At 54.2% G+C, this 13,157-nt stretch carries 8 protein-coding genes; 2 read left to right on the top strand and 6 right to left on the bottom strand.

Annotation, left to right across the window (positions count from 1 at the left end):
- Positions 1-21: 21 nt before the first annotated feature.
- The gene (locus BLQ17_RS02020; protein ID WP_092219248.1) at positions 22-1,437 is read left to right on the top strand and encodes an FAD-dependent oxidoreductase; all 1,416 of its coding nucleotides are present in this window, start codon (positions 22-24) and stop codon (positions 1,435-1,437) included.
- A gap of 76 nt (positions 1,438-1,513) precedes the next feature.
- Here BLQ17_RS02020 and BLQ17_RS02015 read toward each other — a convergent pair whose 3' ends face one another.
- The 6 genes from BLQ17_RS02015 to BLQ17_RS01990 form a co-directional block, all read right to left on the bottom strand.
- Positions 1,514-3,241 carry an aldehyde ferredoxin oxidoreductase family protein gene (locus BLQ17_RS02015; RefSeq protein ID WP_092219340.1) on the bottom strand — a complete coding sequence of 576 codons (1,728 nt, stop codon included), beginning with the start codon at positions 3,239-3,241 and terminating at the stop codon, positions 1,514-1,516.
- Positions 3,242-3,333: 92 nt separating this feature from the next.
- Positions 3,334-4,515, bottom strand: a complete 1,182-nt coding sequence (locus BLQ17_RS02010; RefSeq protein WP_092219246.1) for an iron-containing alcohol dehydrogenase — start codon at positions 4,513-4,515, stop codon at positions 3,334-3,336.
- A gap of 406 nt (positions 4,516-4,921) precedes the next feature.
- Complete coding sequence (locus tag BLQ17_RS02005) at positions 4,922-6,256, bottom strand: sigma 54-interacting transcriptional regulator (protein ID WP_092219338.1); 1,335 nt, start codon at positions 6,254-6,256, stop codon at positions 4,922-4,924.
- Positions 6,256-7,449: a two-component system sensor histidine kinase NtrB gene (locus BLQ17_RS02000; protein ID WP_092219244.1), complete on the bottom strand. Its 1,194-nt coding sequence runs from the start codon at positions 7,447-7,449 to the stop codon at positions 6,256-6,258. The genes BLQ17_RS02005 and BLQ17_RS02000 overlap by 1 nt, the downstream gene beginning before the upstream one ends.
- Positions 7,449-8,597 (bottom strand): iron-containing alcohol dehydrogenase, encoded by a 1,149-nt coding sequence (locus tag BLQ17_RS01995; protein WP_092219242.1) that lies wholly within the window; start codon positions 8,595-8,597, stop codon positions 7,449-7,451. Before BLQ17_RS01995 ends, BLQ17_RS02000 begins: the two co-directional genes overlap by 1 nt.
- A gap of 336 nt (positions 8,598-8,933) precedes the next feature.
- Complete coding sequence (locus BLQ17_RS01990) at positions 8,934-10,130, bottom strand: MFS transporter (protein ID WP_092219240.1); 1,197 nt, start codon at positions 10,128-10,130, stop codon at positions 8,934-8,936.
- Between the two features lie 407 nt (positions 10,131-10,537).
- Here BLQ17_RS01990 and BLQ17_RS01985 point away from each other — a divergent pair, with 407 nt between their 5' ends.
- On the top strand, positions 10,538-12,961 hold the full coding sequence (locus BLQ17_RS01985; RefSeq protein ID WP_092219238.1) for a hypothetical protein: 2,424 nt from the start codon (positions 10,538-10,540) through the stop codon (positions 12,959-12,961).
- The last annotated feature ends 196 nt before the right edge of the window (positions 12,962-13,157 follow it).

Here is a 13,157-nt window from a genome sequence, read left to right as displayed (position 1 = left end):
GGTAAAAGAAACGGGGTTGGTATGAATCAGAATGTATTTCAGTTTATCGAAGTCGAACGGGTCGATCCGCAGAAAAAACGAATAGACAGGCGCCGTCACGAATTTGTGGAGATCTATAACCCGTTTCAGAAAAATCAGGTACAGATGCAGGCCGACCGCTGCCTCGATTGCGGCAATCCCTACTGTGAATGGAAATGTCCGGTTCATAACTATATCCCGGACTGGCTTCAGCTGGCCAACCAGGGACGGATCGTCGAGGCGGCCGAACTGTGCCACCAGACCAACAGTCTGCCGGAGGTATGCGGCAGGGTTTGTCCCCAGGACCGTCTATGTGAGGGAGCATGTACCCTTTACACCGACTATGGTGCGGTCACCATCGGTAACATTGAAAAATATATAGTTGATACGGCTTTTCAGATGGGGTGGCGGCCCGATCTCTCAAAAGTTGCTCCCAGCACCAGGAAAGTGGCTGTGATAGGCGCCGGCCCGGCGGGGTTGGGGTGTGCCGACATCCTCGCCCGCAACGGCGTCAATCCCGTAGTGTTTGATAAACACCCGGAAATAGGGGGATTGCTGACATACGGTATTCCTTCTTTTAAGTTGGAGAAAAAGGTGATGGCGCTCCGACGGGAAATTTTCACCGGGATGGGTATAAAATTCAACCTCGGGGTCGAGATAGGAGTCGATCTCGAATTTGCCCGGCTGCTGGCAGAGTATGATGCTGTCTTTGTCGGTACCGGCGCATACACCTGCATCCGGGCGGGACTTCCGGGGGAGAATGCGCCGCAGGTTTACGATGCGCTTGATTACCTGATCGCCAATACCGATCATCTTATGGGGGGCAGGCGCAACAACTACCCCTATATCGATCTGCAGAACCAGCGGGTGGTGGTGCTGGGCGGCGGGGATACGGCGATGGACTGTCTGCGTACCGCGGTGCGGCAGCAAGCGTCGGAGGTGGTCTGCGCCTACCGGCGGGACCGCGATAATATGCCGGGTTCGGTCAGGGAGGTCGCCAATGCCGAAGATGAAGGGGTCCGCTTCCTCTGGAATCTGCAGCCGCTTGCTGTTAAAACAGACGAAAACGGCGACGTGGTCGGCGTCTCCGTGGTGAAAACCGCCCTCGGCGAACCTGATGAGAGGGGGCGTAGAAAGCCTGAGCCGCTTGGTGGTACAGAGACCGTTCTGGAGGCTGATTGCGTGATCATGGCCTTCGGCTTTAAACCGAGCCCTCCCCCATGGCTCATGCAGCATAACATCGAACTCACCGCCAACGGGCTCATAAAGACTTCTTGTGAAGGTAAATTGCTGTTCCAGACCAGTTGTGAGAAAGTGTTCGCCGGAGGAGATGCGGTGCGTGGCTCCGACCTTGTGGTGACGGCGATAGCGGAAGGCAGAAAGGCGGGGGAGAGTATTCTCGGTTTCCTCAAGGTGTGAGGGGCAAAAACACTGCAGCGGGTCCTGGGACCCGCCACAGCGAGGAGTGATTGCAGCTCTTGGTTACAGGGGATTGTTAAAAATCCCAGAATGAATCGATGGTGGCATCGTCGATGTCCCAGACCACATTGTGCGGTGCGATAGGCTCATGTTTGAAAAATTCCGGCAGCCGGTCGTCTTTTGAGGTAAAGCCGGCGGCGGTGTTGAACGCACGTTCGGTCTTGAGGATGGTCGCGCCGAGGTTGGTCACATCGTCCGCGGTCAGGGAAATGCCGAATCGGGCATTGATCATGTCGATCAGGGCCGGCAGACACGCCTCGTCATCGAGCGCGGCAAAAGCGATAAAAAGACACATCCCGGTGGAGTCTATCGCCGCAGTGGCTATCTGCAGGTTCCTCGACAACTCCACCTGCCCTTCCTTGCTCAGCGGGTCGAGACTCCCGCCGACACCGAGGATATTGGTCGCGATGGTGTATCCCATGGTATGGTCCGCGCCCATGGTCGAGGTGGCGTAGGTGATGCCGATACCCTTGATGGCCCTGGGGTCATAGGCGGGAATAGCCTGGTTTTTGACAACCGGTACCCTGGTAACGGCGAAACTTCTGCCGACACTCCCGGCGCCGTTGCCTATTATACGTCCGAGCGGGGTCCCTTTGGTAATATCGTTCTTGAGGATGTCAAGTACTCCCTGGCCGTCACCGAATTCCAGTACGCCGGCTTCCATGGCCACAGCAAAAGCGACAGGGGTCTCGATCGAGTCGAGGCCGATGTCGTCCATCAGGTAGTCCGCTTCGGCAATATGGTCGAGATTGTCGATACAGCAGTCTGCGCCCATGGCCCAGATGGATTCGTATTCAAAGCCGGAGGTCTTGTAGTTGCCGTCTTTGTCGTTGTAAATCTGCGAGCAGTTGATCACGCAGCCAGGATGGCAGTTGTGCTTGGGCTTGCCACCGCGTTCGACGATGGTGTCGTGCATCGTTTCACCGGATATCTCTTCATGCTTGTCAAACTGGCCGGTGGTGAAGTTTCTGGTGGGCAACCCGCCTGATTCGTTAATGATGTTAACCAGAACGTTGGTGCCGTACTGCGCCAGCGCCTGGCTGATCTGGTTGTCGGCCAGCGCTTTGGCAAAGGTTCTGTTGGCGGTCTTGAATGCTTCCGGGTCGGCCAGTTCAAGCTTGTTGTTTGACGGTTCTATCGAGATAAACTTGATTTTCTTGCTGCCGAGAACGGCACCGAGACCGCCCCTGCCGCTTGATCTTATTCTCGATCCCGGGTCCTTTACCGACAGGTTGGCACCGCTCATCTTGAACTCACCTGCCTGGCCGATGGAGATGACGCCGCATTTTTCTCCAAGTCTCTGGTTCAGAACGGATACTACTTCGTAGTTTCCCTTGCCGACCAGTTCGGTTTCGCGGTTGATGGTGACGGCGTCTTCAGTTACATGCAGGCTGTGCCAACCGTCGTCTTGCGGCTGGCCTTCGATTATGATGGCCTTTACGCCTAATTTGGCGAGCATCTGGGCCGATGTTCCCCCTGCATTTGCCTCTTTGATGGTTCCGGTCAGTGGACTTTTGGCGCCGCAGGAGAGCCGCCCGGAATTTGCCGCCGGGGTTCCGGAAAGAAGACCGGGGGCGATAACCAGCTTATTGTTGGCACCCAGGGGATGACATGTGGGTTCAACCTCGGTGGCAACGATTGTCGAGGTGAGACCTCGTCCACCGAGTCCCATCCACTCACTTGGAACTTCTTCTACCTTTACGCGCAGTTTTGTCATATCTACGCGAAATATTTTTTCAGCCATTTTCACTCCTCTGTTTAAATAGATAGCCGGGGTGCAGTGGGCGGTGCACCCCGGCCACATGGGTTACAGGTCTCCGGGTACTGGGGTAATAATTACAGGGCGGCGGTATAGATCGCCTGCACGTCTTCGTCACTGGGGATACGCGGGTTGGTCAGGCCGCAGGCATCCTTTTGTGCGTTGGCGGTCATGGTCGCTATGTCCGCTGCTTTTACTTCCTTGCCGTAACGCTTGCCAAGCTCGATCAAGCCGGCTGGAATACCGATGTCTGCCGACAGCTTGCGGATGGCAACCAGTGCCAGTTCCGCTGCTTCGCGCGGGGAGAGACCCGCGGTGTTTTCTCCCATCAACTCGGCGATCTTGGCGAAACGCTCCATCTTGGCGATGAGGTTGAAATTGCTCACATGGGGCAGCAGGATGGCGTTGCACTCGCCGTGGGGGAGATCGTAGAAGCCGCCAAGCTGATGGGCCATGGCATGAACGTGGCCAAGGCTTGCGTTATTGAACGCCATCCCGGCAAGATATTGCGCGTAACACATCCCTTCTCTGGCTTCGATATCGGATCCGTTGGCGACCGCCGGACGCAGGTGCTTGGCGATCAGTTCGATTGCCTTTTCCGCGGCGGAGTCGGTCATCGGGGTGGCGATGGTGGATACATAGGCTTCTACGGCGTGCGTGAGGGCATCCATACCTGTTGCGGCGGTGAGCGCGGGCGGCATTCCTACCATCAGCATCGGGTCATCGATGGCAATGCCGGGGGTGACGCGCCAGTCAACAATCGCCATTTTTACTTTTCTTGCGGTATCGGTGATGATGCAGAACCTGGTCATCTCAGATGCGGTGCCGGCGGTGGTGTTGACGGCAACGTAAGGAGGCATTGCGTTGGTGGATTTGTCAACACCCTCGAAATCCTGAATCTTACCGCCGTTGGCAATAACCAGTCCAACACCTTTACCGCAGTCGTGCGCGCTTCCGCCGCCAAGGGTGATCAGAGAGTCACAGTCATTCTTCTTGTACACGTCGACACCGTCATGGACGTTGGTGTCGGTCGGGTTCGGAATAGTTTCGTCAAAGACGACATATTTCATTCCGGCTTGGTCGAGCAGGTCGGTGATCTGCTTTGCGATACCGGCCGAGACAATACCTTTGTCAGTGACGATAAGAGGCTTTTTGCCGCCTAACGCAGCTATCTTTACAGGAATTTCTTTTGCTGCACCAACACCTACCAAAGTTACGCTGGGAATGAAATAACCGTATACTTCTTCACGAATTGCCATAATGTACCTTCCTTTTGGGTAAGATTTGTCTTGCTTCGTTGTGTACCTTTGTAACCTCTTGGATCCAATCTCTGCGCACCAACTAAGTAGCAATCTGCATGCCATTATAAATAAAGACGCAATTACAGTGCGTTGTGGGTTTTGCGGGGTAAGGCAAAGAGCCATAATGTCACAATGAAGCCGAGAGAAAAATGGCTGGAGCTGCTCATTTTGCGAAAAGAATTTTTATAACCGATACATTTCGATATGTTACGCAGGTGTGGGTCAAAATGACACGGTGTTGGCGTGACATGGGTCAAAAAGACCTGTCCGAAAACAGGTCTTTGTCGTGGAGAAGAAAATCGGCGGTTTGGTCGTCTTGCGTCTGCAAGAATTTTATCCTGGTGCCGACGAAAAGAAGGTGGGGTCAGTATTCGTATCCTGACAGCTTGCGATAAAGAGTCTTCCTGCTTATGCCCAGGGTTTCTGCCGTCTTTTGACGGTTGCCGTCAAAGAAGTTGAGTATTTTCAGGATATGTTTTTTTTCCATGGACTCCAGGGAGAGGTCTTCTGTTGCTTCTTCGGCGATGGAGAGAAGTTCACGGGGGAGGCATTTTTCGGTGATGATATTGTTTTCGGCGAGAATGATCGATCGCTCAATGACGTTTCTCAGTTCCCGGACATTGCCAGGCCAGCTGTATCGCAGGATACAGTTCATGGCGCTGTCCACCACGGTATAGCGGCTGTTGTCAGGGCTCAGGCGCATGAGAAAATAGTCAACGAGCAGGGGCAGGTCCTCCTTACGCTCCTTGAGTGAGGGGATCTCGATGGTAAAGGCGTTGATACGGTGGTAGAACGCTTCGTTGAACCGTCCCTGTTCGACCTCCTGGGCCAGGTTTCTGTTGGTGGCAAAGAGCAGCCTGATGTTGACCTTTCTCTCTTCTTTTTCCCCCACTCTCCGGTAGGTGTGGGTCTCGAGAACCCGCAACAGCGATGCCTGTACCCCTAAAGGGAGTTCCCCTATTTCGTCGAGAAAGAGGGTGGAGTCATGGGCATAGGCCATAAGTCCTTCCCTGGTGTCGGTTGCCCCGGTGAACGATCCCTTCATGTGCCCGAACAGTTCGCTGCGGGCGAGTTCTTTCTGAAGCGAGGCGCAGTTCTTGATGATCATCGGATTTTCAGCGCAGGTTGACCGTTCGTGAATCATCCTCGCCACCACGTCTTTTCCGGCGCCCGATTCTCCGGTTACAAGTACCGGAATCTTGGCCGGAGCAACCTTGTTTATCAGGAACTTGATTTCCCTGATGGCAGCCGAATTACCGATAAACTGCACCTGGTCCCGGTCCGAGTCCCTGCTGTGGCGCAATATTCTGTTTTCCCTGGCCAGCAGTGCCCGCTGGTGCGCCTTGTCGATAATCAGGTCCAGCCGCTCCAGGTTGAAGGGTTTCTGGATAAAGTCATAGGCGCCGAATTTCATCGCTTCCACCGCACTGTCGATATCGCCGTGGCCGGTAATCATGATGACTTCCACGTAAGACACCGTCTCCTTTACCTCGACAAGAAGTTCGAGATCGATGACATCGGGGAGCCGCAGGTCCATGATGATAACGTCTATCCAGTGGTTTTTGAGGATTGATTTGGCACTCCTGCCGTCCTCTGCGGTAAGAATTTTGCGGTTTTCCCTGGCCAGCTCTTTTTCCAGCAGCCGGCGGATCGATTTTTCATCATCAATGACAAGTATGGTGCACTGTTCCTGGTCTATCACAATTCTGTTCCCGGCAAAAATACTTTGAACGAGGCGCCTTTTCCCTGTTCGCTTGAAACGGTTATCTCACCGTTGTGGTTGTTTACGATCGAATAACATGTGGAAAGGCCGATGCCAACTCCCTTGCCGACCCTTTTGGTGGTAAAAAACGGTTCGAATAATTTGTCCAGATGTTCCTTGGCAATTCCGCATCCGGTGTCGCTGACGACAAGTTCGACCCCGCCTTTGGCGCCGGGCCTGGTCTCAACTCGGACCTCGCCGCCGTCTTCGGTCGCGTCGTAGGCGTTGCTGAACAGGTTTATTATCACCTGCTTGAGCTGGGACTCGTCGCCCATGATCAGCGGCAGGTCAGGTGCCAGCTCGGTTACCAGGGTCACATTCCGCTGCTTTTTGAAGTGGTGCTTGAGAATAAACAGGGTGTCGTTTACGCAGCCATTGATATTGATTGGCGAAAGAGTTGCTGCGATCGGCCTGCTGAAGGTGAGCAGTGTCTGTACGATATCCCGGCAGCGGATGCATTCCTTGAGAATGGTCTCGGTATATTCGGTGAAATCCTCTGCAATCTCTGGATCTATATCATCTTTTATCTTTCTTATCCGACGCTGCAGTCCCTCGGCAAAACCGCTGATGGCAGCCAGGGGGTTGTTGATCTCGTGGGCAACGCCCGCGGCAAGTGCTCCCACCGTGGCCATTTTTTCCGCCTGATTGAACTGGGACTGCAGTTTCTTGTCCCTGGTTACGTCCCTCTTGAAAATAAGGACTTTCCGTTCGCCGGTGGGGCCTGTCTTGAGCGGGGAGGCGACGATGTCAAAATGCTTGTATTCACCGTTTACCTTGTAGATACGGCAGTCCTTGACAATTTCGTTGAGGTCGAGGGAACGCACGGCGGGGCATTTTTTACATTTTTCGCCGCTCTGCCGAAAAATCTCATGGCAGTGTTTGCCGATCGGGTCGATACCGGGAAACCATTTGGTAAAAACGTGGTTTACCCTTTGTATTCTCAGATCGTCGGAGAGTACGAGCATGAGATCGGTGATGCCGTCAAGCACCGCCTGGATCTCCTTTCGTTTTTTCTCAAGTTCGGTATTGGATTTTTTCAGCTGCTCGACTTTCTGCTGCAGCTCCTGATAGAAACCGAGTTTGCAGTGTTCTATGCCGATAAGATCTTCAAGGGATGTAATAGTTTTCATTACCAGACTTCCTCACAGATTTTAAGCAGTTCCTGCCATGAGGCAGGACGGGGGTTTGTGAGATTACAGGCGTCGTTGACCGCCAGTTTACAAATGGGTTTGAGAAAGTGTTTTTTGTCCTCGGATATCTCATCCCGCAGCCGCAGCGAGACATCGAGTGAGGAAAAAAACTGTTCGAGTTTTTCAATGCCGGCAAGAGCGTTTTTTTCAGCGGACCCGAGATCTTTATTGATGATGACCCTGCCGATGTCGCCAAGTTTTTCCCTGGCGCTGTCGATGTTATAGCGCATCACTCCGGTAAGGAGTATCGGGTGGATCACCCCGTGGGCCATATCGAAGTGGCCGCCGAGGGAGTGGGCGATGGCGTGTTCCACGCCGAGGCTGGCGTTGGAGAACGCCATCGAGGCGCTGACCGAGGCGATGGAGAGCTGTTCCAGCGAGTCAAGAGACTGGGTTGCAACGGCGTGGGGAAGATATCTGATGATCAGGTCGATTGCCTTGAGTGAATGCATCTCCGTGAACGGGGAGGCGATTGTCGAGACATAGGACTCTATGGCGTGGGCCAGTGCGTCGACTGCCGATTGAATAATGAGGGTTTTACTTTTGGTCCTGAGGATCAACGGGTCGACGATGGAGATGTTGGGCACCAGGGTGCGGGTGATGATCGACATCTTCACTCCCCTTTCCACATCGGTGATAATGCAGAATTGGGAAATGTCGGACCCCGATCCGGCGGTGGTGGTGATCAGCACCATGGGCGGGAGGGGGCGATGGACCCGGTTGGCGCCTTCGTAGTCCCGTATTTTACCGCCGTTGCTGGCGATAATTGCTATGCCTTTTGCGGTGTCAAGCGCGCTGCCGCCGCCGATGGCGATGATAACGTCCGCTCCGTTTTTACGGTAAAATTCCGCACCCTGCTCAACCTGGAAATCTCTTGGGTTGGAGGTCACCCCAGGATAATAGATCCATCTGATTCCCTCCTTTTCCAGGATATCCATGAGGCGCTGGACCCAACCCGCATGCTCGATGCCTGCGTCACTGACCAGAAAAACCTTTTTGGCGCCAAGCCGTAAAGCGCATTGTCCCGCATGATTCATGCTGCCTCTGCCGAAAATTATTTCCGGAATAGCAAATTTTGTAATATCCATACCAGTCCTTGAGTAATAGGCGTATTGAAAAGCGCTGCTCCCTGTTTGGGCCAAAAGTTTTCGTGGTTTTCTAATACAAGAAATGTGCCGAAATAATAGTTAATGTAATTATAGATCGTTACGGAGAAGTGTCAAAATAAGATGTGACATTATGACACATTTAAGGAAAAAAGCGGTGCCTCGGTTTTTCTCCGGCTGGCCGGAACGGTGGGTGCCGGGCAGCCCTGCAGGGTCAGGGCTAAGGCCTTAGCGCAGATTTCTGAAAATAAGACTGTCATCCCCGGCGGTTGCGTCTTCTGCGGGGAAAACGGATCACCGTTGCCAGGATCCGCCGTCTCATTCCCGTTCCTGTTGCAGCACCGGGCTGGTTCCTTCAAGGGTGTTGACAAAAAGAATACCGGTAAGACCGATCAGCCCGCAGATGATGTAGGTTGTCTCCAACCCCACCTTGTCGGCGACAAAACCGACCACAACGACCACCGCCGACCTGGCCAGAAAGCTGACCATCATAAACACCCCGTTGGCAGCAGAAGAGCCTTCCCGGGAATTCTCCTGGATCATTGCCAGCATAACCGGGGTCGTTGACAACAGGGAAAACCCGGTCACCAGCAGCAAGAGCAGCTGGAGCCAGCCCTGGCTGAAAGAAAACAGCAGCAAAGACAACGGTGCCACGATTAGGCAGAACTGCAAAAGCTTTTTTCTGCCGAACCGATCGCTCAGCCCGCCCACGGTAAGTATGCCGACTACACCTGCGGTTTCAAAAAGCGACAGACCGATTCCCGCCAGCCACACGTCGCCGTTTTTCTGCATGATATAGACCGGCAAAAAAGCGGTGAGACATGCGTGCATGAACCCCCTTACAAAAAGAATTCCGGTGAGCGGCAGCAGCAGGTTTTTCATCTCAATACAGGTCCTGCGGATGGAAGGAGCCTCTTTTTGCTTAATGACAACCGGCATATTCTTGAACTTGAGAAACATCACACAAGACGACACTATCCCGAAGATCATGATGGGGTAGTATCCCTCAAAGCCGAACAGGGACACCGCCGCGACAATTGTTATCGGGCCAAGCGTCCTGGCAAGTTCGCCCCCGGTCATGAAAAAACTCATGCCCCGACCGGTTCTGGTACCTGCCACCCGGTAGACGATGACCGGGGCCGGCACATGAAAGAGTGAGACGCTGATGCCGGCGAAAAAGAGCAGCAGCAGGATAACGCCGTAACTCGGGGCGACTCCGAGAAGGGACATGGGAACTGCGGTAAGCACCGGGGCGAGAATGATGAAGTAGCGCAGACTGGTGCGGTCGGCCACCTTGCCGATATACGGATTGAGAAAAGCCGGCAGCTGCATGACGGTAGACATGAATCCCGCCTGGGTCAGGGAGAGACCGAATTTTTCAATGATGAACGGCAGCAGGGGTGCGAGAAAGCTTGAGTAGATATCATGGACAAAATGGCAGATGGACAACAGAAGAACCTTGGGGGTATCGAATCTGTCTGCTCCGCTTATATTTTCACGGGTGATCTTGGTCATAAAATTTACCCTTTACCGTTCTTGTCTAAAGCTTCCCCCGGCCGATGCGGCTTGTTATAGTTCACGTAATATCGGGGAGAAACCGATACCAACGTATTACTTCTCTTCTCCTGGTATGGCAACCGGAATTATCGGCGAACTCCTGCTGCAGTTTTGGGGATTGGGGTAATGGTGAGCTGCGCCTGTTGACCCCACAGCGAAAATTGGCGAAAATATCAGACAACTGGCCGATCCGGTTGTTGCTTAAGGTCGATCCGGTGTATAAGGTTGGTCTTGGTTCCCGTATGCTCCGCTGCCGCAGCTGCTCAGGAGTTGGCCTGTGGTGCGGACGGACCGGATAACAGCGGTCTTGGGTTTTGTACCCGGTGGTCTCCGGCGATGCGGTGGCGAAAGGGGGTGGCTGTTAAATGCAAAAGAGTGTTGTGGATCAGGAGGCGACACTGTTGAATCTGACGCAGGAAATGGCGGATGGTGCCGTCAACAGGGGAGAGGAGTTTGCCGTTGATATCGGTCCCGAACAGATCCAGTCTGAGTTTGCGCGGTTTAGGCGGGAACTGGTCCGGCTCGGGGGGGAACCGTTTGGCGCGGCGGACTCCAGTGCGGGGATGGAGTACGAGCTGCAGGTGGCTGTCGAAGGTGACCGCAGCCGGGTCGACCTGCCGATTACCATTGGTGAGTCAACCTATTACAAAAATATCGTCGAACGTACCGAAATCGGTGACCTGTCGGGGGCCTGTCTCGGGTCGCTGCGTGATTTTATGGACAAGAATGAGACCGGAGTCTGGGAAAACAGCTGGGTGAGGTTTCCCAGGCACCGGCTGACGCCGTGGACCAGGCAGCTTGTTGCCAGGGATTTTTTGGCCGACAAGTCGCTGGCCCATTCGCCGCAGCGGGGGGATCTCGACCGGTTCTACTGTGACCATGATGGGGAAAAACAGCTGCGGTTTCCGGTAAGCTATCTTCTCAAATTGTCCCTTGCCAACGCAATCAGTCGTCGTAAAACGATTGCCACGTCTCTTTTCGACACCGGCAGAGCCCTGCTTGATAATTTTATCAGCGATAATATCTCCCCGGAAATACTGAGCTTTACCATACCATCGGCGGTGAATGGCGAAATCGGCGAGCTGGCCGCCAGGGAGAGTGCGCGGACGCTTCTGTTCTGCCAGCTGCTGGTGCAGTATGCCAACAAGAGTCTCGGGCTGGAGCGGACCGGGCAGAAGTGTCTTCTCTATGCGGCGCCCCATGCCCCGGTGCGGCAGAAGTTTCTCAACAACGTCGTCCCCGACGAGTTTTATCGGCAGCTTTTCATCAGCCCGTGCCTGTCCGGCTGGGATCGGGGTGAGGAGAAACACCGGTATATGGAACTTTGCCACGATACCCTCTCAAGGAGTCAGCTCAATACCATCAACAAGTTGAAAAATGCCGGGATAATAACCCGGAACCTGTGTGTTCTGCCCAACACCTCCAACACCTGTCTGGCCAACAACGGCACCCACGTTTCCCTCGGCAGCCGGTTGCTCACGAGCCTTGGCGAAAAGGATAACGGTTGTTTTACCCCGGGAGCCGAAAAGTATTTCGGCGACCTGGTCATTAAAATTATCGAACATTTCCTGCCTCTTTTTGTCGATGCCTACAGCGCCGCTCCATTCGGGGTTGATTTCAAGGATTTCCACCCGGAAAAAATGCTCGGCTTTTTGCCCCACGAGCTCGATTTCACCCATCTGAGGATGATCTGGCGACGCTGGAAAAAGAAAGCCGATATAAGTTTTCTGGGTCGGACCGTCACCCCATTCGGTTCAGCCTGGGCCGACTCTCTGCTTGCCAGGCTACTGGGCCTGAAAGGCGACATAATTCCGGATTTCCGCCTGGTGGATTATCTGGTGACGCTCTTGTCGACAGAGACGAGTCCGGCCCTGAACGGTATCATGGGAAACCAGGAAAAATTGAAAACAGAGCTTGCCGGTCTGGGAGTTTTCGATGCGGCTATGACCACATATCTGCCTTATCGTCAGCGAATTTTCAGCGAATGCGGTTATGCCGGATTTGAAGGACGAAGCTACTCGCTGTTTCCGTCGCTGAAGTCGGATATGGCGGGGGCCGTGGCCATGCAGAACCTTGTCACCGCCCTGGCCAGCAGATACGTGCTCGAGTCGAAGGTCGTCCATGGGGACATCCCCGACAAACCGTCGATTGAGAGCGAGCGGCGGCAGATTTTTTTCTGCAGCGCCATCGGCATCCCCAGCTTCTATGTTTACCGCGACAGCGGCAACCTGTTTATGCAGAAGATCCTCGCGACGGTCTGTTCCCATCGGCCAAGCACCCGCTATAAGGGGTATGTAAAGGTAAAGGTACGGGATTACAGGCTGGCCCTTGTCAAGCTTATCAGAAAAGACGGGGCCGATCTCGTCAGTTCCCTTGGCATGGAGCAGGAGCTTGGCTCTCTTGAGAGTAAGCTCTGCGGCGAGTCGGCCGGGGTCTCCGAGCAGTTGATACGCTCAGCCGCCTCCACCCCCGCCAACCGTCCGCTGCGGCCAACGGGAAAGGCGTGTGAGTTCAACCGCTCCTTGGAACACTACTACCGCACGACCCTGAAGAACCACCACCTGCAGGAAGGCCTGGACGTTCTGTTTGAGGACTGCCGTAAACTTGAAAAAAAGAGGAACCCGTTGCTGGAAGCGGTGAGAAGCGAACTGGAGCCGGGCGGCTTGTGCAGTGATTTTATCCTCCGGGCAAGAAAGGAAATATTAGAAGAAACCCTGGACAGCCTGTCCCTTGAGCGGTTACTTCATATCGGTCTTGCGGTCATCGCCAGTCAGCGGCAGCAAAACTAGGTGCAGCCGCCTGACTGTTGTAACACGCGACCGGTTCGGCGCCGAGGGCCCTGGATCACGGGGAACGTTTCTTGGTGCATATCCCGGGGTAAGCCTTTATACTGGTGGTAGCGGCCGTCAATTCCGGCTGGCCGGAATATCTTATGTTCACCTCCGGCAGGCCGCCGCAACCGGTGAAATATTCGGCTATGACTCA

The organism is Desulforhopalus singaporensis, from assembly GCF_900104445.1.
Taxonomy (GTDB): Bacteria; Desulfobacterota; Desulfobulbia; order Desulfobulbales; family Desulfocapsaceae; genus Desulforhopalus_A; species Desulforhopalus_A singaporensis.
This window is presented reverse-complemented; position numbering and strand designations above follow the sequence as displayed.

Excerpts from the sequence above, each read along its gene's own strand:
- BLQ17_RS02015 (WP_092219340.1), bottom strand. The coding sequence starts at position 3,241 with ATGGCTGAAAAAATATTTCGCGTAGATATGACAAAACTGCGCGTAAAG.
- BLQ17_RS01995 (WP_092219242.1), bottom strand. The coding sequence starts at position 8,597 with ATGGATATTACAAAATTTGCTATTCCGGAAATAATTTTCGGCAGAGGC.
- BLQ17_RS01990 (WP_092219240.1), bottom strand. The coding sequence starts at position 10,130 with ATGACCAAGATCACCCGTGAAAATATAAGCGGAGCAGACAGATTCGAT.
- BLQ17_RS02020 (WP_092219248.1), top strand. The coding sequence starts at position 22 with ATGAATCAGAATGTATTTCAGTTTATCGAAGTCGAACGGGTCGATCCG.
- BLQ17_RS01985 (WP_092219238.1), top strand. The coding sequence starts at position 10,538 with ATGCAAAAGAGTGTTGTGGATCAGGAGGCGACACTGTTGAATCTGACG.
- BLQ17_RS02010 (WP_092219246.1), bottom strand. The coding sequence starts at position 4,515 with ATGGCAATTCGTGAAGAAGTATACGGTTATTTCATTCCCAGCGTAACT.
- BLQ17_RS02000 (WP_092219244.1), bottom strand. The coding sequence starts at position 7,449 with ATGAAAACTATTACATCCCTTGAAGATCTTATCGGCATAGAACACTGC.